Consider the following 22,342-nt stretch of genomic DNA (forward strand, 5'->3'; position numbering starts at 1 on the left):
CACGGTTTGTGTGGCGATATTACATCAGTTTGCGGCGCCGTGTCACCTGAATATCGAGGTCAGTGATTTTTTTCCGCAACGTATTACGGTTAATGCCTAACAGGTCCGCGCATTTTGCCTGATTTCCCCCTGTAGCATCTAACGCAATCTCAATCAGGGGCGCCTCAATCTCACGTAAGATTCGCGGATACAGCCCCGGTGGCGGCAACATGTTCCCATGCAAATCAAAATATCGACGCAGGTGCCGTGCAACCGACGCCGAGAGTTTTTCGCGGTCCCCGCCCCCAAGCACGGGCTCGACCTCGGGCTGACTCCCTAAAACCGCCTCAACTTCAGCTCGGGTGATTTCATCTGCACGGCTGGTTAATCCCAACCGCCGGATGGCATTTTCGAGCTGACGAACATTGCCCGGCCAAGAATAAATCCGGAACAAGTCCGCTGCATCTGCGCTCAACCAGCGTTTAGGCATGCCTTCACGCTCAGCTTTGGCTAGAAAATGCTCTGTCAAAAGAGGAATGTCATCTACGCGCTCGCGCACGGCTGGAACATGCACAGGTGCGCCACACAACCGATAATACAGGTCTTGCCGAACCTGTCCGGCCTCCATCGCAGCTGCCAAATCGCCCTGACTTGTCGCCATGAACCGCGGCACATGCTCGCCCGGGGCGTCTATCATACGCACCAAACGTGCCTGCACCTCGTCGTCGAGATCGGCAATTTCATCCACCAGCAACGTGCCACCCTTGACGCGTGCCAAGACACGCGCAGGCCCTTCTAGATCTTGCAAGTCAGCGCCAGTCACCGTCACAAATGGCAGGGTTCTGCGGTCTGAAAAGTCGTGTAAGGCCCTTGCAATCAAAGATTTACCGGTTCCGCTTTCGCCAGATATCACAACGGGCAAATCGGTATTCATGACCTTGGCGATCAAACGATAGAGCGATTGCATTACCGGCGTCCGCCCCACAAGGGGCAGTTCTTCAGGGCGCTCAGAACTGGTTTGTTGTGTCGGCGAGCTGTGTCGCTGTTTTTGCTCCAACGCACGCGCCGTGCGTTTCATCAAATCAGGCAGGTCAAACGGTTTGGGGAGGTAATCATAGGCCTCTGCCTCAGCCGCCTGAATCGCTGTCATGATCGTGTTCTGAGCAGAGATGACGATAACCGGCAACCCTGGCCGATCCTCAGCAATTTTCGGTAGCATTTCCAAACCGTTGCCGTCCGGCATAATGACGTCGGAAATGACCACATCGCCCTTTCCTTCGGCAACCCAGCGCATCAGTGTTGTAAGCGAACTGGTTGCATGCACCTTGCACCCGGCGCGTGTCAAAGCCTGTGTCAGCACCGTACGAATTGTGCGATCATCATCAGCGACCAGAACAGTACCATCCATCAGAGCGACTCCTCTTGTGATTTGGGGCGCGGAACACGCGGTAGGGATAGTCGAAACACCGTTTTTCCCGGAACCGAAGTGACCGATATCCAGCCGTCATGGTCCGAAATGATCTTGCTTACCAGAGCGAGGCCAAGACCGGTTCCGTTCTCACGCCCCGAAACAAACGGATCAAAAATATCGGCCCGGATTTTGTCCGGCAGCCCGGGACCGTCATCGATGATTTCGATTTGCAAAGGCAACGATTGACCACTGCCATCGCTACGGCGCATCCGGAACGAATGCTCGTAATAACTCCGCAGCCTAATTGTTCCGCCCTTGGGATTTGCAGCTTCAGAAGCGTTCTTGAGCAGATTCAAGACCACCTGCAGCAACTGATCAGGATCGCCATAGGCCATTGGCAACGAAGGATCATAATCCTCGATAATGGTCATATGCGCGCCGAAACCTAATACCGCTGATCGGCGCGCGCGATCTAGAACGTCATGGATATTTACAGGTTTGAAATCGGGAGCCGACAGGTTTCCAAACTGTTCCACCTGCTCCAAAAGCTTAACAATCCGACGGCTCTCTTCAACAATAAGGTCAGTTAATTCAAGATCTTCTGCCGGAAGGTTCATGCTAAGAAGTTGCGCGGCACCGGTAATACCAGCCAGCGGGTTCTTGATTTCATGCGCCAACATTTCAGCCATGCCAATGGCAGATTGGGCCGCCGACTTTACGGAATGGTTTTGCGTCATGCGCCCCGCCAGCTCTCGCGGGGTGATGATCAAGATCATGGTACCCGGGTGCCCTTGCAATGGCGCGATCTGCAATGCGCATTGCAACGGTGCACGTTGACCTGATCCAACATCGATGTCGTTTACAAACAAGGGCGTCCCGTTCGATCGCGCCCTCTCAAAGGCTTCTTCTATGGGCGCATCAATTGCAATCTGATCCCATACAGGATTGCCGGTGATTGCTTTGACCGAAGCGTTCAGGAACCCTTCGCCTGCTGAATTTACATCAGCAATGCGATCCCGATCGTCGATCAGAAAAGCAGGGACCGGCAAAGAGGCCCAAATGGCGTGATCTGACGTCATACCGCTTCCTCCGGGGCGAACATCAATGCCTCTGGCAACAGAGACAACACTTTGTCCGGGGCTTTGGCCGTCAATACCGCCCGTCGCATTGGGGCTGGGGTTGAAGCTTCGTCCATGTACCAGCCCAAATGCTTGCGCGAAACCCGAAGACCGAGATCGACTCCATAGAAAGCAAGCATCGCCTCATAGTGCGCGCAAACCAAATCAACCAAGTCTTGCCCACCCGGGATCTTGGGCGCGGGCTGCCCCCAAAGATCATGTGCAATCTGAGCCAACAACCAAGGGCGCCCCTGCGCGCCCCGGCCGACCATCACGCCATTGGCTTGTGACTGGACAAGTGCGGTGCGCGCGCGCTTGGTGCTCGTGATATCCCCATTCGCAATCACCGGGATGGTCACGGCATCTTTGACTGCACGGATCGCCAGCCAGTCCGCTGACCCTTTGTAAAACTGGCATCGAGTGCGACCGTGGATTGTCACCATCTGCACCCCAGCATCTTGGGCACGGCGGGCAACATCTGGGGCATTCAGCAACTTGTCATCCCAACCCAATCGGGTTTTCAAAGTCACCGGCACATCGACGGCCCCAACAACGGCCTCGATCAATGTGAGCGCGTGGTCCGGAGTTTTAAGCAAAGCAGAACCAGAATACCCATTTGTGACCTTTTTGGCGGGGCAGCCCATGTTGATATCGATCATCTGAGCGCCACGATCAGCAACCTGTCGTGCGGCCTCGGCCATCCAGTAAGCCTCGCGGCCGGCAAGTTGCACCGCGGTGTTTTCGACATTCGCACTCAGTTCGGCCCTTTCCCGAACACCTGGTTTGGATTGCACCATTTCTTGACTGGCAACCATTTCACTCACCACCATCCCAGCACCGAACCCCATGACGAGATCACGGAACGGACGATCGGTGATTCCAGCCATCGGGGCCAGAACCACCGGAGCGTTGATTTGTTTATCGGCAAGACGCAGGGTCAATGTGCCTAATCCTTGTGCAAGTGAGGCTTTTCTATCGAGAGGGCTGTAACTGCACAATGGAACGGTGTGTTTCAAGGCTCACCAAAACAGCATTTGCCTAAAATTTAAGCACGTTGACGCAGGTGATTGCTCAGACAGTCGGCACAGCCTAAATACAGGCGACACGTAACAGAGAGACATTCGATGACCACAGCAGCTCTGATTGTCGCCGCAGGTCGCGGACAACGCGCCGGAGGCGGCGTTCCCAAACAATGGCGCCCTCTGGCCGGAAAGCGGGTCGCCGATTGGGCACTACAACAATTTACATCGCTGAAGGTGGATCACATTGTTCTGGTCTTAGCGGAAGACGATCGCCAAGCTTGGGCCGAGTTTGAGAGCACCGATTTTATTCTTGCACACGGCGGGGCCAACCGGGCTGACTCCGTTCAAAACGGACTGGCCGTTCTTTCAGGGTATGGTGTGACCAAAATTCTGATCCACGATGTCGCCCGCCCCTGTGTATCGCACCGCGTAATCAATGACGTTCTGGACGCGTTGGAGCACTCACCTGCGGCGGCACCCGGCTTGGCAGTCACAGATGCCTTGTGGACTGGCGAATTCGATAACGTGACTGGCGTGCAAGAGCGCGATGGCTTGTATGCCGCGCAAACACCACAAGGGTTTCGCTATGATGCAATTGTAGCTGCACACGCTTCTCATCCGGGCGGAGCTGCTGATGATGTCGAAGTCGCACGCGCTGCAGGTATGACCGTCACAATCGTTCCGGGCGATTCAGATAATATCAAAATCACACGGCCCGAGGATTTTGCCCGCGCCGAAAGACTATTGAGGACAGACATGGATATCAGACTTGGCAATGGGTTCGACGTGCACCGCTTTGGACCAGGTGACCACGTGGTCTTGTGCGGCGTTGCTGTTCCTTTTGAGCGCGGACTGCAGGGCCATTCTGACGCCGATGTCGGCATGCATGCGGTAACAGATGCGATCTATGGCGCCTTGGCCTGTGGAGACATTGGCCAACATTTTCCTCCCTCAGATGCCCAATGGAAAGGGGCTGCCAGCGAGATCTTTCTGCAGCACGCAGTCGAGTTGGCAAAATCAATGGGGTATCGCATTTCAAACGTCGACTGCACGCTCATCTGTGAGTTTCCCAAAGTCGGACCACATGCTGTAACAATGCGTACTGAAATGGCCCGCATCATGGGACTGAGAGTCGATCGAGTTTCAGTCAAAGCGACCACATCAGAAAAACTGGGCTTCACCGGGCGCGGCGAAGGCATTGCTGCGCAGGCAACCGCCTGTCTGGTGTCGGCATGAACATCGCCACATTAATCGGCACCGTTGGCGGTGTTGGCTATCTGCGCCCTGCCCCCGGTACCTGGGGGTCTTTCGCCGCTCTGCCCATGGTTTTGGTTTTGCACTCATTGGGCGGTTTTCCTCTTTTGCTCATTGCCACCTTCATCGTGATCTTTGCAGGCATCTGGGCCACGGGTGTGATGACAGCAGGTAAGGAGGATCACGATCCCTCTGAGATTGTAATTGATGAGGTCGCTGGTCAGTTCATTGCCCTGATGGCCATTTCTTACCCGGCATGGGCAAATGACATTCCGATCACTGCCCTGTGGCCAGGTTGGATTGCAGGTTTCGCACTATTTCGCCTTTTTGACATTACCAAACCGGGACCGATTGGTTGGGCAGACCGCCGCGGTGATGCATTGGGTGTGATGCTAGATGACTTGATTGCAGGTGTTTTTGCCGCAATCGGAGTTATCCTGCTTGCCGGGTTTTCACACGGGGTGCTCGGTTTATGACGGTTACCGATCTCTTGAACAGAGCGCGTGACCTGGGTGTCATGATCGCAACCGCTGAAAGTTGCACAGGGGGCCTCGTCGCTGCCGCTCTAACCGACATTCCCGGTAGCTCGTCAGTCGTAGAGCGCGGTTTTGTAACCTATACTAATTTGGCCAAGCAAGAAATGCTGGGCGTCAAACTGACAACCCTTGATGCGCATGGAGCAGTTTCCGAACAGGTCGCTCAAGAAATGGCAGAAGGCGCCTTGAGCCATGCGCCCGTGCACCTAACGGTTTCAATCACGGGCATTGCTGGGCCGGGAGGATCCGAACACAAACCCGAAGGGCGTGTTTGCTTTGGACTGTCAGGTCGCGGGATCGACACGCAGGTCGAAACCATCGAATTTGGCGCCATCGGACGGGATAATGTTCGACTAAAAGCCCGCAATCATGCGCTGACCCTGTTACACAAGGGACTTTTACGCATCGGTGAAAAACGAGGCGATACAGCCTGAAAACGCCACATTATTAGTCAATTCAAAAAATGCGTCAAGAACTGGCGCATTTAAGAGCCCTTGCCTCTTTTTTCTACAACCTCCTTTCGCTTGAACCCTGAGCAACCCATACGCGGATTGCAAAGGAGAGGCCCATGAACGGTGCCGATACAGCCTGGATCATAGTGGCGACAGCCCTGGTTCTTTTCATGACATTGCCTGGATTGGCATTGTTTTACGGTGGACTGGTGCGAGCGCGAAATGTGCTCAGCGTGTTTATGCATTGCTTTGCTATCGCCTGCTTGATGAGCATACTGTGGATGGTCGCTGGCTATTCCATCGCTTTTGGTAGTGGAACAAGCGGCTATTGGGGCGGCTTGGATAAGCTGCTTTTGATCGGGATCACAGCGGACAGTCTCAGCGGCACTTTACCCGAAATCCTGTTCTTTGCCTTTCAAATGACATTTGCCATTATTACGCCTGCCCTGATCGTGGGCGCGTATGTGGAACGCGTTGGATTTGGTTTTGTTCTGTTGTTCTCGGGTCTTTGGATGCTGGTCTGTTATGCGCCTGTTGTTCACTGGATCTGGGGCGGCGGTTTCCTATCTGATGGTGGGCTCTTTGGCGAAATCGGCGTGAAGGACTTTGCCGGCGGTATCGTCGTGCACGAAACTGCGGGTTTGGCGGCGCTGATCATCGCCGCGTTCCTTGGTCCACGTCGCCACCGCACGACCCCGCCGCATAATCCTGGATTTGTTATGATCGGTGCCGCGATGCTCTGGGTTGGTTGGTTTGGCTTTAACGGCGGGTCTCAGCTCGCGGCAGATGGCGGTGCAGCCATGGCAATGACTGTAACCCATATTTCAGCTGCAGCCGCCTCGTTGTCGTGGGCTCTCTGGGAAAAAATCAAATACGGCAAAGCCTCTCTTGTTGGTTTGGTAACGGGCACAATCGCGGGTCTGGCGTCTATCACTCCGGCGTCCGGTTTTGTTGACCCGATCCAGGCCCTGATCATCGGCGCTGTCGCCGGTATCCTGTGTCAGGAAGCTGTCAATGTTGTACGAAACATCCTCAAGATCGACGATACGCTGGACGTCTTTGCCGTCCACGGGATCGGGGGCATCTTTGGCACAATCATGATTGCGGTCTTTGGTTTGGGCACATGGACGGCACAGTTGGGCGGATTGGCAATTGTTGGTCTCTTTACCACCGTAGTGACCGTTGTCTTGGTAAAAGCGGTTGCACTGGTGACCCCGCTTCGCGTAGACGCCGAAACCGAGACAAATGGCCTAGACCTAAGCGTTCACGGAGAACGGGCCTATGACATGAGCAGCTGAGCCCACCTCAGCATGTTCTGCCCTTACGGGGGTTGGGAAGCGGGCCACATTAACGGGCCCGCTTTCCTTTTTTCTGAGCCGACTTGCGGACCTCGAGTGCGGGTCCGATGCGCGGCTCAGCCATAGGCACACATTCCCTTGCATCAGACTTACGACCATCTCGTGTTAACGCAGCGAAGATGGGTTGGACCTATCCGCTGCAGCCGGTAACGGGGTGGTCCCAATGGCAGCAGCAAGCGCGTTTGCAGAGTTTTTGAACGAGGTTTCAAAGACCATTTAGAAAGCTCCAGCTTGGCCTCTTTTGAACGTTTCGGAGAGGCGGGTCGGGGTGTTTGCAAAAATCTCTGTTACGTTACGGCCCGACCAATGCAGCGTTTGAAAAGTACAAAGCTTTGTTCAGTATGATGAGGTTATAACATGTATTGGTTGGAAATAGTTGCCCCGGTCAGCCCCCATCGGGCACTGACTTAATACATCTTAGCGTAATGTGGCATTACTTCGGTAAACCGCTGCCTGGCCTGCTCCCAAACGATCAAGAAGTTCTTCGACTTTTTCCCTACGGCTTGGGTTCTTGGGACCGAGACGTATCGAGTGTATCAGAGACGGATTAAAGTCTATCTCAACTTTGGGTGATAGCCATCCATCATGCTCCCGAAAACCTAGATCGGCTATTTTTCTCGGCCTTTCAACCATCATGAGACGCCACTCATTTTCTTCTCCGAACGCGCTGTTTTAAGAACAATACAAAGCAGTGACCGCTTCAGTTTCAGCTTCTCTCTTTTTTGGATCATATGCGATTGAAGCAGAACCGCCGAACCCACCAGCGTCCATTTCAAAGTTGTTGATCCAACTTGAAAAGGCTGCGTTGACCAAATCAGTAAGTTCTCTGGAAGGACGCCCACCAAGAAGGTAAGCTTCGTCATAGTTAATTTCTTGCAACCTAAGTCTTGGATACTTGTCGCCGCAGAATTCAACGAGTTCAAATAAGCTTTCACGGCGAAATGACAAGCAAACCCCTCGTCCTTGATCCGCGTATCCTCGCCATTGACTCAGCAAATCATCTTTCCCCGACAAACACATTCCCAAAGCCACGTGTTCTCTCATGGCGGATGAAATACCAAGCTTCGCGCCTTCGTGCTTTTGAATGTCGAATTTTTGTTAAAACCTGAACTTCTTCAGAACACTGTCTCTAGCCCAAATGCCCTCTGCGCTATCGTTCGATGCGGTAAGATCGGTTAGCCATAGCCTGCGGCCTTTGATCAACTTCAAAAATGTCGATGAGGAACAATAGTAGTGAAGAAAGTCGGTACTCAAAGGGTGGCTCCAGAGAATGATTCTACGGCACTAGGGAAACTAGTTTCTGTCTTCTATCGCCGCAAGAACAATGCCTACCCGCTCGGACCACCAAAAACAGTTGCTGCAAATATCTCTGTTCCAGTTTGCAAAAATCCCTGTCGCGCTACACCAAAATCCTTGCCGCGCTCCCCACTCCCACTACGCCCCTTCCCGTAACGTCATATGCCACGTTCCGTTGACGACCTACCGGGTAGTATGTTTGCCTGCCTCCATCGCATCGTCAATTTCAAGGCAGCTATATCGTGCCCCAAACTGCTCTTTCTCCACGCAATGATCGCTCTGAACGTTACGAAGAATTGCTGTTCGCAGCCGCGCAGTGTTTTCAAAGCAGGGGATTTGCTGCGACTTCGATTGACACAGTGGCGCGCCACCTAGGAGCCACCAAGGGGCGCGTTTATCACTATTTTCCGTCAAAAATGGATCTTTTCAACGCGGTTCGTGACCGCGCAATGGATCACGTTTTTGATGGCACGCGCACTGGGTTTAATTCCGATGCGCCTACGATTGATCGTTTGATTGCCATGGCACGGGGTCATGTTCGGGCCATCCTTTACCAACACCCCTACATGCAGGTGCTGATGGATGGTTTGCAGATGAACCGGTATTCCACCACCACACAGTTTCAGCGCGAAGAGATGGAGCGCCATCTGGCGCGTCGGGACGAGTACGAAAGCCAATTTAGAGCCGTTATTGCCCAAGGCGCTGCCGAAGGGCAGCTCCATGTCGGCCCGTCGCAATCCATCACGGTCCAAAGCTTTTTCAGCGCCCTCAATGGGCCTGTTTTCTGGTTCCGTCCCCGCGATACCGACACAGCAGAAAGCCTGCACGCCATCACCGAAGATGTTCTGCGCTATTCTCTCTTGGGGCTTGGCGTCACCACTGAAACACAAAGTTACACCACACAAGAGGTTCCCTCATGAGTTCTGTTCCTGAAACGATGTTTGCCGTTTTGCAACGTCACGACGGCTATTCCGGCAAAGCAACGGGCCCAGCCATTGCGGATGCGGCTGATTGGTTAGAAGGCGCTGATATTGCGGTCCCAGCTCCTGGCCCCGGTCAGGTCCTGATCAGGCTGCGAATGGCGTCCGTAAATCCGTCGGATACGCATTTCATCAAAGGCGAATATGGACAACCGCGCGTAAAAGGGGCTCCCGCTGGGTTCGAAGGTTGCGGCGACGTTGTTGCCACTGGCAAAGGTGCCGACGCTCTGATGGGGCAGCGGGTGGCATTTGTCGCCTCTGGATCAGGTGCATGGGCTGAATATGCTATGACCGAGGCCATGATGTGCATCCCTTTGCGTCCCGACATCTCTGACGAGGACGGTTCAGCACAGATCGTGAATCCAATGACTGCCATGGCCATGGTAGATATTGCGCGATCCGAAGGTGACGCATTTGTTGTGTCTGCGGCCTCAAGCCAATTGGGGAAATTGATGTGCGCCCTGGGGCGGGACATGGGTCTCAAACCCATTGCTCTTGTTCGCCGTACCGAGGCTGTTGAAACGCTCAAAGCCCACGGTGCTGCCGAGGTTTTAGTGACGACTGATCCCGAATTCCTCAAGCAGTTCTCGACCCTTAGTGCACAAATGAAGCCACGTGTTTTCTTGGATGCGGTGTCTGATCAGCTCTCGGAACAAGTCTTTGTTGCTATGCCAAACAGAGCGCGCTGGATCAGCTATGGCAAATTGGATGCCGAAGTGCCGAAATTGACGCAAATGGGTCAACTCATTCTCATGGGCAAACGGATCGAAGGATTCTGGTTGACAGCTTGGATGCGGGATACACCACCCACTGATCAAGCTCGTGTTGCAGGCGAAGTTCAGGCACGGTTTGCAGATGGGCGCTGGAAAACCGACGTTTCAGTCCACGTACCACTGCGTGACGTTGTGTCAGATCTCGCCGATGCGCTGAAAAAGCCAGACGGAAAGGTGATGATCACGCCATAGTAGTTACCAGGCCCCCGATGAAGTGAGGAGCGTCAGGGGCTTATCAACAGACACCGGGATACCGGTGCAGGGAGGAAAATTTTGGATAACTTGCAGCTGCTGATCAGCGGGCTGGCGAATGGCTGTGTTTATGGCCTTATCGCGCTTGGCTTTGTGTTGATCTACAAGGCGACCGAAGCCGTGAATTTCGCGCAGGGCGATTTCATGATGCTGGGGGCCTTTGTCACCATCGGACTTACAAACACCGAATATATGGGCCTGCCATTTTGGATGGCTTTACCACTATCAATGGGCCTGATGGCGCTACTTGGCTATTTACTGGATCGCTTTGTCATCCGCCGCATGTTTGGGGAAAGCCAAACGTCAGTGGTTATCCTGACGATCGCGCTTGGGTTCGTCATCCGGTTCTTTGCTGGTCTGATCTGGGGACATGAACCGCAAACATTACAAAACCCATTGGCCGGAAAAGAGCTGGCTTTTGGCGGTCTTGTACTCGGTATGGAAGACGTTGCGGTTATCGTCGTTACGCTGCTATTGACGTGGGGCTTATATGTCTTCTTCAGCAAAACCAAACTGGGCCTTGCCATGCAGGGCGCATCACAAAACCAGTTGGCAGCCTATTACATGGGAATTCCGGTAAAGCGGGTTCAAGGACTTATCTGGGCCCTTGCCGGTGTGGTGGCTTGTGTTGCTGGCATCCTATTCGCTGCAAAAGGATCAGTTGATCCCAACGCAGGATTGATGGGGATTAAAGCCTTTGCCGCCGCTGTAATCGGCGGGTTCGGCAGTTTACCTGGGGCCTTAGCAGGTGGATTGATAGTTGGCGTAATCGAACCCTTTGCCAGCCGCTATATCGCTGCAGGTTACAGCCAGATTGCACCATACGCATTGCTGCTAGCCGTGCTGATCTTCCGTCCGCACGGGCTTTTCAGCCAAGTGCGCGTCAAGAAGGTATAAGCATATGCGGATAGTTTTCAAAACCGACTACATGCAAGACATTCGCCCATGGAAAGACGGATATCAGCTCAGCCTCTATTTGCTGCTCTTGGTGGCTGTGGTCATTGCCCCGTGGATCTTGGATGACTTCTACCTTGGGGAACTCACCAACGTCCTGATATGGGCGATCGCTGGGTTGGGTCTTATGGTTCTGACAGGTCATACCGGTCAAGCAAGCCTGGGACATGCCGCTTTTCTGGCCTTTGGCTGCTACGCAAATATCATTCTGATCGAAGCTGGTGTGCCTTTCATGCTGGCCTTTCCTCTCGCCGGTCTGATCACCGGGTTAGTCGGCGTTATTGTTGCCATCCCAGCTCTCAGGTTGCATGGGGTCTATCTGGCTATTGCGACCCTTGCCATGTCGATTCTTGTCGACGATATCATCGTGCTGACGGAACCCTGGACCGGCGGTGTTGGCGGTAAATACGCGCCAGCCGTGAATGTTTTTGGCATCATGATTGATCGTTGGAGCACTCCTAAAGAATTCTATTGGCTCACATTGGCCGTCACCGTCATCGTAACGCTTGGATACATAAATCTGCTTCGGGCCCCCCTGGGACGCAGCTTTATCGCGGTTCGTGATAGCGAAGTATCTGCTCAAGCGATGGGCATCGATGTCTCTCGCACCAAAGCCATCTCATTTGGACTGTCGTGTGCCGTGACCGGTTTGGCTGGGGCCCTGATGGGGCTTTATGCGACCGCGTTCAACAACGAAACCTTCAGCGTCGTGATTTCAATCCAATTGCTGATGATGATCGTCATCGGTGGGCTTGGTTCAATTCATGGTGCCTTCTTTGGTGCGATCGTTATCGGTTTCCTCCCTCAGTTTCTATCCATCTCGAAAGAGTATGTCGGCGCTGTGTTTGGAGGATCAACCGTGGCTATTCCTGGTCTAGAGTTTGGTATCTTTGGTATGATCCTGATAGCCTTTATTCTGTTTGAACCGATGGGGATTTACGGCCGTTGGCTGAAAATCCGAACATGGTTCGAATTGTTCCCCTTCTACCGCAAAGACATGTTCAAGCGGCAGAAATCCTACCTCAAGACGGAGCGCCTAAGATGAGTCTGCTTGAGCTTGAAAACGTCACTCTAAAATTTGGTGGCCTGACGGCAGTTGACGATCTGTCATTCTCTGTCGAAGAAGGTGAAGTGTTTGCGATCGTCGGCCCTAACGGCGCTGGTAAATCGACCGTCTTTAATCTGATTTCTCGTTTCTATGATCCCTATGCCGGAAAAATCCGATTTGATGGACATGACTTGTTAAAGGTGAAACCATCTGGCGTTGCCGCCTATGGGGTGGCGCGCACATTCCAGAACATCGAACTGTTCGAACATGCCACGGTTTTGCAAAACCTGTTGGTTGGTCGACACCGGCATCGCCAAACAAACTTGCTGAGTGAGATTTTCTTTACCCCGTCTGCCAAACGGCAGGAAATGGAGAACCGGGAAAAGGTTGAAGAGATCATCGATTTCCTTGATCTGCAGGCCTATCGCGACAAAATGATTGCTGGCTTGCCTTACGGCGTGCGCAAAGTTGTCGAAGTTGCCCGCGCTCTTGCCACGGATCCCAAATTGCTGCTGTTGGACGAACCTGCCTCAGGCCTTTCGGTCGAGGAAACCACCGACATGCGTTGGTGGATTGATGACATTCGCCGTCAAATGGGGATCACTGTCTTGATGGTGGAACACGACATGGGGTTAGTGTCAGGTGTTTCCGATCGCGTTCTGGCCATGGCCGATGGTGCAAAACTAGCGCTTGGCACCCCCGCTGAGGTTCAGGCCCACCCCGCCGTTATCGAAGCCTATCTGGGGAAAGCATCATGAGCGAACCCATTCTAAAAATCCGCAATATCGAAAGTTTTTATGGCCCAATCATGGCCATACGCGGTGTGTCTTTGGATGTGCATCCCGGTCGGATCGTGTCAATCCTTGGAGCCAATGGTGCCGGCAAGACGACGTTGATGAAGACAGTGTCGGGCGTGATGGATCCAGAAAAAGGAACCATCGAGTTTGACGGTCGTCAGATCCAAGGCTCAGAGCCGCACAAAGTTGTTCAACAAGGTATCGTTCATGTGCCTGAAGGCCGCGAAGTTTTCCCACTGCTCACCGTTGACGAAAACCTGAGCCTTGGGGCCTACACGTCCAATGACAAAGCCCAGATCGAACGTGACCGTGAACTGGTATTCAACTATTTCCCGATCCTGAAAGAACGCCGCAATCAAGAATCCGGCACGCTGTCAGGTGGGCAACAACAGATGCTCGCCATTGGGCGAGGATTGATGGCCAACCCAAAAATCATGCTGCTGGATGAACCCTCGTTGGGTCTGTCCCCATTGTTGGTGCAGGAAATCTTTGAGATCCTGAAACGGCTCAACGAAGAACAAAACATGACAATGATGCTGGTTGAACAGAACGCCAGCGCGGCGCTCAATCTGGCCCATGACGGGTATGTCATGGAGGTCGGGCGCATTGTTATGGACGGCACAGCTGCGGCCCTGATGGCCTCTGAGGACATCCAGAATTTCTATCTGGGTGTACAGGAAGAAGGCGCACGGGAAACCCGCCGCTGGAAACGCAAGAAAACATGGAGGTGAGCGATATGGTTGCACCCACCCAGCCCGCCCAGACCGAGATCAACGGGGTTTCATTCAATGCGAATCCCGGACAACGCCCCGTTTTTGTCGACGGTTCCGACACCATTGTCAGCCTGTTCCAAAAACGCTGCGCTGATCTGGGCAGTCGCACCGCACATCGTGAAAAAGATTTCGGCATCTGGAAAACCTATTCCTGGGCTGATTATTGGCAGCACGCCAAATGGATCGGCATGGGCCTGCGCAAGCTGGGCCTGCAAAGGGGCGAAGTCGTGTCGATCTTGTCCGAAGATCGCAAGGAGTGGGCCTATTCTGATCTGGGTATTCAATGCGTCGGAGGCATTGCTTCGGGAGTGTATACAACCGATTCAGCCAGTCAGTTAGCCTATCTGATCAACGACAGCGACAGTCGGTTTCTGATCCTTGAAAACGAAGAACAGCTAGATAAATTCCTACAAATCGAGGCAGAAGTTCCCGGCCTGCTGAATGTCATCATCCTTGAGGACGAAGGCCTGCACGATCTAGAGCATCACCGTTGCATCATGATCGACGACCTGTACGAGATTGGTCGTCAAGCCGAACAAGATGAGCCCGGTGTTTTTGAAACAGAAATCGAGTTGGCTCGCCCCGAAGATACCGCGTTGCTGATCTATACCTCGGGCACCACGGGCAAACCCAAGGGTGGGATGCTGTGCCATGAGAACGTCATGGCCGGGATCGAGGCAGGCGCGCACCGCCTGCCCACCTATGACACCGACGAACAGCTGTGTTTCTTGCCGCTGTGCCATATCTTAGAACGTAACGTATCGATCTATTTTCCGCTTGCGGCCAAATCGACGGTGAACTTTGCCGAAAGTCCGGAAACCGTATTTGCCAACCTGCAAGAGGTATCGCCTGCGACCTTTGTGGCGGTGCCGCGTGTTTGGGAGAAGATTTATTCACAAGTTCTGATACTGACCCAAGAGGCCACACCAACCGGGCGCATTGCCTTCGGCCTTGCGATAAAGGCTGGAATGGAGCGCGCCGAATACCTGTTAGCAAACAAACCAGTGCCTGCAGGTGTAGCGGCCAAATTTTGGTTCTGGGACCAGTTAGTGTTGCGTAATCTGAGACGGATGCTGGGCATGGACAAAATGCGGCGTGGCGGCTCTGGCGCGGCGCCGATCTCACCCGAATTGTTGAAATGGTACTGGTCTATTGGTGTGCCTTTGCTTGAAGGTTGGGGCATGACTGAAACCGCTGGCCTTGGGTCCATCAACACGATGGAGGAAAACAAGGTCGGCACAATTGGCAAAGCAGTGCCCGGTTATGACATCCGTATTGCCGATGATGGCGAAATCCAGACCAAGGGGTTGAACAATTTTCAAGGCTACTGGCGTAACAATGAAAAAACCGCCGAGACCTTTACCGCAGACGGCTGGCTGCGCACCGGCGATGTTGGGCGCATGGATGACGAAGGTTTCCTAACCATCACCGGGCGTCTCAAGGACATCATCATCACGGCGGGTGGCAAGAACATCACCCCGGCCGAAATTGAAAGCCGACTCAAATTCAGCCATTTCATTTCTGACGCGGTGATCATCGGTGACCGGCGCAAGTATCTGACCGCACTGATAATGATTGATCAGGAGAACGTTGAGAAATACGCTCAGGACAATAAGATTCCGTTTTCCAACTTTGCCTCGCTCTGCGCGGCGCAAGAGGTCAAAGATCTTATCGCCAAAGAAGTGAACGCGGTGAACAAGGAATTCGCCCGTGTCGAACAGATAAAGGATTTTCGCCTGATCGACGTGCTTCTGACTGCCGAAGATGAGGAGCTTACGGCAACCATGAAGTTGAAGCGTAGCTATGTTGAAAAGGCGCACGCTCATCTGATCGACGACATGTACTAAAACAAAAAGGTTCCATAGGGAGGAAACACATGAAAACACTTATCAAACGGCTGGCGACAGCCACCGCCCTGACGGCAGCAGCGACGCTGGCGCAGGCGGATACGCAGGGTGTCTCCGATACCGAAGTGACCATCGGGTCGGTCAATGACCTATCCGGCGTGTTTGCGGCCGTTGGGGTTCCAGCCACCAAAGGGGCAAACCTCTATTTTGACAAGGTGAACGCCGCTGGTGGCGTCCATGGGCGCCAGATCAAATTCATAGTCGAGGACAATGGTTACCAGATGCCGCGTGCAATGCAGGGCTATAACAAGCTTTTGAACCGCGACAAAGTTTTCGCCATGCTTCAGAGCCTTGGCACCCCGATGAACCTAGCCGGTTTTAAACTGCTGGATCCCAAGGGCATTCCCAACGTTGCCCCGCTGTCCGCAGCACGTCAGATGCTACAGGAACCGGTGCGCAACAAGTTCGTCTCTTTTGCGGACTATTTCGAACAGGCCCGTATCGGCGTGAAATTCTTAGCGGGTGAATTCGACGCGAAAAATGTTTGCACCATGTATTTGCCGACAGATTTCGGTAAAGAAATCCTTGAAGGATCGAAAGAAGGCGCCAAAGAAGCTGGCATCTCCTTTGCGGCCGAAACCACTCATAAACCTGATGAGTCCGATTTCGTCGGCTCGCTGTCCAAACTGAAATCTGAAGGTTGTGACATCGTTTCCATGGCGCTGACTGTGCGTCAGAGCATCACCGTTGTGGGCACTGCCAAGAAGATGGGCCTGAGCGACATGAAGTTCATGAACACCTCGGCCGGCTTCCTGACCGTGATTGCCAAGGTACCGGGTGGCGTGACTGAGGGGCTTTTTGCCGCGGCCAGTTGGCAGGATCTTTGGGCACGTGCTGACGAGGCCGCCCCAAAAGCGTTTATCGAGGAATACAAAGCAGCCAATGGCGAAGACCCGGTGGGTTTCGCAATGCTGGGCTATGCCTCGGCCGCGCTCATGGTGCGCGCACTTGAAGCCGCAGGCCCAGACCTGACTCACGACAGCTTTATCGCAGCGATGGAAAGCCTCAAGTATGAGGATGAGCTGGTGGGCAACTATATCGATTTTGGACCCGAAGATCATCAGGGGGCGGACACGGTCTATGTTTCTGTTGTCCAAGACGGGAACTGGAAGAAAGTCCATGAAGAATAAGCCATAAATAGATTGGGCGCCCGATTGTTTCGGGCGCCCTTTTTGTATCTCTTTTCCCAGCTGTTTCCCCGCGAGGACCCCATGCCAGAGCCGCAAACACAACATCGCACCTGCAATATCTGCGAGGCCATGTGCGGCCTGATCATCACCCATGACGGGGATCAAGTCTTGTCTATAAAGGCGGATCCAGATGATCCCTTGTCACGCGGCCATATCTGCCCCAAAGCCGTTGCATTGCAAGATTTCCGTACTGACCCTGACCGGATAACCAAACCTTTGCAAAAAATTGATGGCGCGTTTGTTGAGGTTGAGTGGGAAGACGCATTAGATTTCGCCGCTGAGCAGATCCGAGCCGTTCAAGATGCCCATGGGCGTGATGCTGTCGGCGTTTATTTAGGCAATCCCAATGCCCACAAATTTGGTAATTTGATGAACTTGCCGGGCCTGGTCAAAGCGATTGGCACCAGCAACCGTTACAGCTCTGCGACCGCTGATCAGATCCCGCATCATGTGGCGTCGATCCATATGCTGGGCCATCCCATGTTGATCCCTATTCCAGATATCGACCGGACTGATTTCATGGTGATCATTGGTGGCAATCCTCTGATTTCGAACGGATCAATGATGACAGCTCCGGGGTTTGGTCGACGGATAGAAGAGCTTCAAGCTCGCGGTGGGCGCGTTGTTGTCATCGATCCGCGTCGCACTGAAACGGCTGAAAAAGCAGACGACCACCACTTTATCCGTCCAGAAACTGACGCAAACCTGCTTTTGGCAATGATCCACGTTATTCTTGCCGAAGGGCTAGAGCATACTGATCACTTAGCCCCCCTAATTGATGGCATCGACGTACTGCGTACGGAAGTCGCCCCGTTCACCCCGGACCATGCCGCCAAATCCACAGGTATTGATGCGGACACTATCCGCAATCTTGCGCGCGCGTTCGCTCAAGCCGAAAGCGCGGTGTGTTATTCACGAATGGGGGCGTCGACCCAAAGTTTTGGAAGTCTCTGCCAATGGGCCACCAACGTTCTAAACATTATCACCGGGAACTTTGACTCCCAAGGCGGAGCGATGTTTACCACCCCTGCCCTAGATTATGTTGGAATGACATCACGCAAGGGCAAAGCGCGCAGCTATCCTGAACGCCGGTCTCGGGTGTCTGGCCTTCCGCTCTATAACGGAGAGTTTCCAGTTTCTGTGATGGCCGAAGAAATGGAAACCTCAGGAGAAGGCCAAATCAAAGCGTTGGTCACTGTGGCTGGCAACCCCGTTTTAACTGCTCCGAACGGACGCCGTATTGATCGGGCAATGGAGACGTTGGATTTCGTGATGTCCATCGACATCCATCTAAACGACACGACCCGCCACGCTGATCTTATCCTACCCGGCACAGTTGCTTTGGAAGAGATGAACTACGACATTGTATTTCACAGTTTTGCAGTTAGGAACACAGCCGCCTATGCACCAGCCGTGTTTGCTCCGCCAAACAATAATCCCCAAGAATGGGAGATCATTGCCAGACTGCAGGCGAAACTGATGGGGGCCAACACCATTGGTCCGGCACCAGAGCAGGTTCTCACTGCTTTGTTGGCCCGTGGCTTCCATGCAGACGACGTGACAATACCAAAACTTGAAGCCACACAAGGATCCGTTGATCTAGGGCCATTGGTGCCCAACCTAAGCACCCGCCTGGAAACGCCAGAAGGTCGAATAATGCTCGCGCCTAAGGTCTTTTTGGATGATCTGCCACGACTTCTGGCACAAGGTGATGCACAAGATCCAGAACGTCCCTTTGTCATGATCGGCCGTCGCCAAGCGCGCAGTCACAACAGTTGGACGCAAAACAGTGCACGGCTCGTCAAGGGGCGGAATCGTTGCACGCTTCAAATTCACCCTCAGGACGCCAGAAATCTTGGCATAAGCGATAGTGACAGCGTTCAGGTGTCAGCTCGCGTTGGAACAATCGTCCTACCCGTAGAACTGACCTCGGCAATGGCGCCGGGCGTTGTTTCTATCCCCCAAGGATGGGGGCAGGAAAAGGGGCAACTTGATGCGGCAACGCGTGTTCAAACTGTCTCAATCAACGATTTGACAGATGACACCCGTGTCGACCCTGTGAGCGGCAACGCTGCTTTCAATGGAGTATCTGTTGCCCTGGCCCTTGCGTAGTTTCGTTTCGGAGCTGCCAAGGCTTCAATCTTGCGGTTGCTTACAACCGCAAGATATTTCCAGTTTCAATTTTTCGCCATTGCGCTGTTAACAAACTGGGGTCAGGCGATCTAACGCCCGAAAACACCCCATAGCTTGCTTCTGGGACGTCTTGATTGTTTCCTAGCTGGACCGTCGAGCCACTCACCTTGAGCCGTTTGATTGTATCGCTCGCAATAAACGTCCTGTTCAGGCATTGCGTGCCACTCGACGATTTTGCTGAGGCTAAACACGAACTGTTCAGTTGGAGGCGACGAGCCCGTTTGGATGGACACTCATTCGCTATTGAAGTTTCACAGAACGTTCAATTTTCGAATTGATCTATCGAAAGCCAGCTGGTCGGCCATGGAACCCATCGACGATGTCGCATCTGTTGTGTGGGTTTTCAATAATCAGGCGCTGCCTCATACAACCAAAGCTCTTGAAGCCAGATGGCACAGGGTTGACCAACTCAATCAGATCACAGGGGCCAATCTTAGCAGCACTGAAGGCGTCCAAAATGGCCGCTTTGATTATTTGACGAGCCCAAACACCCACTGCCGGACCCTTCGAGCAGTGATCGGATCACGCAGAAAGAAGAGTATGGTCAAACTGTTAGCCTTGACCGCAACGCTCTTTCCCATCATGTGAAAGAGCGCCCTGCATTTATCTATGCGCATCCCACCGAATTGAAAAAACTGCATCACTGGCCCTAAGTCTCTGCTCGCCTAACTGGACACTCCGCACGACGTCCTTCATTGTCTAAATCGAATTATTCTTTGCCAGAGTTCGCGTTACGCGATCCCTGCCTGTTCTTCTCAATAGTGTAAGCTTTAAAATGACCGATAGTCCCGACCTGCGCGCCTTTCTAGAAACCGTCACCAATTTTACGCCTGTTGCGCAAGCCCACGCCATTATACACGCCGCAAAAACCACTGATGGTGGCAAAATCATCTTTCCAGAGTCAGGCAAACCCATTGATGATCAGCCAGGGTGGCGCATCACGGTGTACGAGGTCACGGCAAGCGGCAACACTCAAATCGAAATGATCGCAAACTGGATCCGCCGTGCTAACAAGCTGGCTCGCCCTGAAGTGGAAGGAGATGGTAGTATCACCTATTCTCCACCCTCCCTCAAACCGTACAGCGACAGCGATTAGGTTGCCAGTTAATGCGGCAATCCGCCAAAGCCGCTAGGGTCTACTCACTCAAACAACCATCGTCCTAACGAAACCTAGGCCAACGATGCACCAGCATACAAACTGGATCGTTCACATCGGGCGGTCCAGTTGGATGAAAAGGGCTGATTATTCAAAATATTGGTAGGTTACTCAAAGTTGAGGTCCAATAGGGAGGATTCCTAGAAAACCGGCCCAGATATGCTGAAATAACGAGCCTGTTGGCTCCCCCCGAAACAAAGATGTCGCCTTGTCATCTCGTTCGGTCAGCCAGATAATTCGATCTTTTTCGGTCAATTTCAGTTGATACGTATTTCTTGGCAACGCTTCTTCCAACTCACCAATTGTCCGCGAGACCAAGCGTGGAGAGTCGATGACAATGCCCATTTCTGTATTGATTCTGACTGACCTTGGATCAAAATTGAACGATCCTACAAAGAGATACCGGTCATCGATTGTAAAAGCTTTGGTGTGCAGACCAGATCGAGTGGTTTCCCAGTTGACCCCCAATTTCTCACGTTGGTCCGCATCCGGCCGAAGTTCGTACAGCTCAACTCCTGCGCGCAGCAGTTCTTTGCGTTTTTTAGCGTAGTGAGCATAAACTACCGCAACATCGTTAGACGTGATCGAGTTAGTTATGACTTCAACATCTACGCCGCGTTCCTCAAGTTCAGAAAGCCATTTTACACCGCTGTTGAGTGGTACGAAATAGGCAGAGATAATGTGTACTTCCTTCGATGCATTTTCAAAATAGGGCAGCAATTGTCGGGCAAGAATCTCATTCTCTTCGTTTTCGCGGGCGATTTTTGAGACCGGATCGGCGTATACCTTTGCTGACACCCACTCCACCCTAAAATTCTCACGTGCAAATGCGGTGCTGGCGGATTTAACCAAAGCTTCTGCAAACTCGGTCTGGAGTGCATCCTCTTCCAACTGTCGCAGTCGCATACGCACCTCAACCAGAGCTAAACCTTCGGGTTCGCCAGTAACAACACGTGCTGGAACCGCGAAACGACTATTCCAGTACTCGTCGAAACTATCAGAGACCTCACGGACAACGGGGCCTGTAGCAAGAACATCAAGATCCTTGTAGTTGCTTGTATCGTTGGCCAGAAAGTACTCCGCCCCAATGTTTCGACCACCAACGATTGTGAAGGCATTATCGAAAGTCATCGATTTGTTGTGCATCCGCCGATTGACACGTTCAAAATCAGTTAAAGCGTTAAAAAATTTCCCTTTTTCTCGCCAAAACGGATTAAAAAGTCTTATTTCCAAGTTGGGATGCAGATCGAGTGCGGCGGTCATATTGTCATAACCCGAAGTGGCCATATCATCTAAGAGAAGCCGCACCCTAACTCCGCGATCTGCGGCTCGGAGCAGACTAGATACAAATAGGTGACCGGTCGGGTCATCATGCAATAAGTAGTATTGCGCATCAATGGTTTGCTCTGCTTTTGCAGTCAAAAGCAATCTGGCAGCGAGGGCTTCCTCCCCGTTTGACAACATGCGCACGCCAGATTGGTCGTCACCGGGGTTGCCCAGCGACCTTGAACGATTTTCTAAATAACTTTGCGGCGGCGTTGTGATCGATCGCGTTACAGTTTTCTCAAATTCCCGTACTGAAGGACCGCACCCTGACACAACAGCCGCACTCAGAGAAAATAAAAGCATCAACCATAATTTATTGATACCTTGCGCTGCGAGGCAAGAAACTGACTGTTTACACATATAGTCAACAGATCCTTCAGTTCAGCTTCTGCGAATATTACATTTATCGAAGCCCTTGGAAAGATGACAAAAGATCTTTGAGGTTTCAATTTTTGATTGTTGCAAAATGAGCTTTTGTGAACCGACTGTATATGTGTCTTAACGCGACACGAGGTTTTTCTTAATTGGAACAGTAACCTTTGCTTGAGCGGGGAGCTGATCCCTAAC

19 protein-coding genes are annotated in these 22,342 nt (G+C 52.8%); 14 read left to right on the forward strand and 5 right to left on the reverse strand.

The window, feature by feature from the left end:
- Positions 1-19: 19 nt before the first annotated feature.
- The 3 genes from ABWV33_RS13350 to dusB are packed head-to-tail and all read right to left on the reverse strand — an operon-like array spanning position 20 to position 3,449.
- The gene (locus tag ABWV33_RS13350; protein WP_113821626.1) at positions 20-1,387 is read right to left on the reverse strand and encodes a response regulator; all 1,368 of its coding nucleotides are present in this window, start codon (positions 1,385-1,387) and stop codon (positions 20-22) included.
- Positions 1,387-2,469, reverse strand: coding sequence for a two-component system sensor histidine kinase NtrB (locus ABWV33_RS13355; RefSeq protein ID WP_113821627.1), 1,083 nt, complete (start codon positions 2,467-2,469; stop codon positions 1,387-1,389). Before ABWV33_RS13355 ends, ABWV33_RS13350 begins: the two co-directional genes overlap by 1 nt.
- Entirely contained in the window at positions 2,466-3,449 is a 984-nt protein-coding gene (dusB, locus tag ABWV33_RS13360) for a tRNA dihydrouridine synthase DusB (RefSeq protein ID WP_121997240.1), read from the reverse strand. The genes ABWV33_RS13355 and dusB overlap by 4 nt, the downstream gene beginning before the upstream one ends.
- Positions 3,450-3,632: 183 nt before the next feature.
- Here dusB and ABWV33_RS13365 point away from each other — a divergent pair, with 183 nt between their 5' ends.
- From ABWV33_RS13365 to ABWV33_RS13380, 4 genes are all read left to right on the forward strand, one after another.
- Positions 3,633-4,766 carry a bifunctional 2-C-methyl-D-erythritol 4-phosphate cytidylyltransferase/2-C-methyl-D-erythritol 2,4-cyclodiphosphate synthase gene (locus ABWV33_RS13365; RefSeq protein WP_353331375.1) on the forward strand — a complete coding sequence of 378 codons (1,134 nt, stop codon included), beginning with the start codon at positions 3,633-3,635 and terminating at the stop codon, positions 4,764-4,766.
- Entirely contained in the window at positions 4,763-5,260 is a 498-nt protein-coding gene (locus ABWV33_RS13370) for a phosphatidylglycerophosphatase A family protein (protein ID WP_353331377.1), read from the forward strand. The genes ABWV33_RS13365 and ABWV33_RS13370 overlap by 4 nt, the downstream gene beginning before the upstream one ends.
- On the forward strand, positions 5,257-5,754 hold the full coding sequence (locus ABWV33_RS13375; RefSeq protein WP_353331379.1) for a CinA family protein: 498 nt from the start codon (positions 5,257-5,259) through the stop codon (positions 5,752-5,754). Before ABWV33_RS13370 ends, ABWV33_RS13375 begins: the two co-directional genes overlap by 4 nt.
- A 134-nt stretch (positions 5,755-5,888) precedes the next feature.
- Complete coding sequence (locus ABWV33_RS13380) at positions 5,889-7,070, forward strand: ammonium transporter (protein ID WP_113821632.1); 1,182 nt, start codon at positions 5,889-5,891, stop codon at positions 7,068-7,070.
- Between the two features lie 732 nt (positions 7,071-7,802).
- Here the strand turns inward: ABWV33_RS13380 and ABWV33_RS13385 are convergent.
- Positions 7,803-8,162 carry a DUF2971 domain-containing protein gene (locus ABWV33_RS13385; protein WP_353331381.1) on the reverse strand — a complete coding sequence of 120 codons (360 nt, stop codon included), beginning with the start codon at positions 8,160-8,162 and terminating at the stop codon, positions 7,803-7,805.
- A 506-nt stretch (positions 8,163-8,668) separates the two neighbouring features.
- Between ABWV33_RS13385 and ABWV33_RS13390 the strand changes: the two genes are divergently transcribed.
- The 10 genes from ABWV33_RS13390 (at position 8,669) to ABWV33_RS13435 (ending at position 20,389) form a co-directional block, all read left to right on the forward strand.
- The gene (locus ABWV33_RS13390; RefSeq protein ID WP_181824507.1) at positions 8,669-9,346 is read left to right on the forward strand and encodes a TetR/AcrR family transcriptional regulator; all 678 of its coding nucleotides are present in this window, start codon (positions 8,669-8,671) and stop codon (positions 9,344-9,346) included.
- Positions 9,343-10,371 carry an alcohol dehydrogenase catalytic domain-containing protein gene (locus ABWV33_RS13395; protein ID WP_353331383.1) on the forward strand — a complete coding sequence of 343 codons (1,029 nt, stop codon included), beginning with the start codon at positions 9,343-9,345 and terminating at the stop codon, positions 10,369-10,371. The genes ABWV33_RS13390 and ABWV33_RS13395 overlap by 4 nt, the downstream gene beginning before the upstream one ends.
- 81 nt (positions 10,372-10,452) lie before the next feature.
- Positions 10,453-11,328: a branched-chain amino acid ABC transporter permease gene (locus ABWV33_RS13400; protein WP_113821636.1), complete on the forward strand. Its 876-nt coding sequence runs from the start codon at positions 10,453-10,455 to the stop codon at positions 11,326-11,328.
- Positions 11,329-11,332: 4 nt separating this feature from the next.
- Complete coding sequence (locus ABWV33_RS13405) at positions 11,333-12,430, forward strand: branched-chain amino acid ABC transporter permease (protein WP_353331385.1); 1,098 nt, start codon at positions 11,333-11,335, stop codon at positions 12,428-12,430.
- Positions 12,427-13,191, forward strand: coding sequence for an ABC transporter ATP-binding protein (locus ABWV33_RS13410; RefSeq protein WP_121997231.1), 765 nt, complete (start codon positions 12,427-12,429; stop codon positions 13,189-13,191). The genes ABWV33_RS13405 and ABWV33_RS13410 overlap by 4 nt, the downstream gene beginning before the upstream one ends.
- Entirely contained in the window at positions 13,188-13,961 is a 774-nt protein-coding gene (locus ABWV33_RS13415; RefSeq protein WP_113821639.1) for an ABC transporter ATP-binding protein, read from the forward strand. The genes ABWV33_RS13410 and ABWV33_RS13415 overlap by 4 nt, the downstream gene beginning before the upstream one ends.
- 5 nt (positions 13,962-13,966) lie before the next feature.
- Entirely contained in the window at positions 13,967-15,850 is a 1,884-nt protein-coding gene (locus tag ABWV33_RS13420; RefSeq protein ID WP_353331388.1) for an AMP-dependent synthetase/ligase, read from the forward strand.
- Positions 15,851-15,879: 29 nt separating this feature from the next.
- Positions 15,880-17,040, forward strand: a complete 1,161-nt coding sequence (locus ABWV33_RS13425) for an ABC transporter substrate-binding protein (protein WP_353331390.1) — start codon at positions 15,880-15,882, stop codon at positions 17,038-17,040.
- 81 nt (positions 17,041-17,121) lie between these two features.
- Positions 17,122-19,212, forward strand: coding sequence for a molybdopterin oxidoreductase family protein (locus ABWV33_RS13430; RefSeq protein WP_353331392.1), 2,091 nt, complete (start codon positions 17,122-17,124; stop codon positions 19,210-19,212).
- 856 nt (positions 19,213-20,068) lie between these two features.
- Positions 20,069-20,389 (forward strand): hypothetical protein, encoded by a 321-nt coding sequence (locus ABWV33_RS13435; protein WP_353331394.1) that lies wholly within the window; start codon positions 20,069-20,071, stop codon positions 20,387-20,389.
- A gap of 171 nt (positions 20,390-20,560) precedes the next feature.
- Here the strand turns inward: ABWV33_RS13435 and ABWV33_RS13440 are convergent, their stop codons facing one another.
- Positions 20,561-22,135 carry a phospholipase D family protein gene (locus ABWV33_RS13440; RefSeq protein ID WP_353331396.1) on the reverse strand — a complete coding sequence of 525 codons (1,575 nt, stop codon included), beginning with the start codon at positions 22,133-22,135 and terminating at the stop codon, positions 20,561-20,563.
- Between the last annotated feature and the right edge of the window lie 207 nt (positions 22,136-22,342).

This window comes from Phaeobacter sp. NW0010-22, from assembly GCF_040365955.1.
Lineage (GTDB): Bacteria > Pseudomonadota > Alphaproteobacteria > Rhodobacterales > Rhodobacteraceae > OMPR01.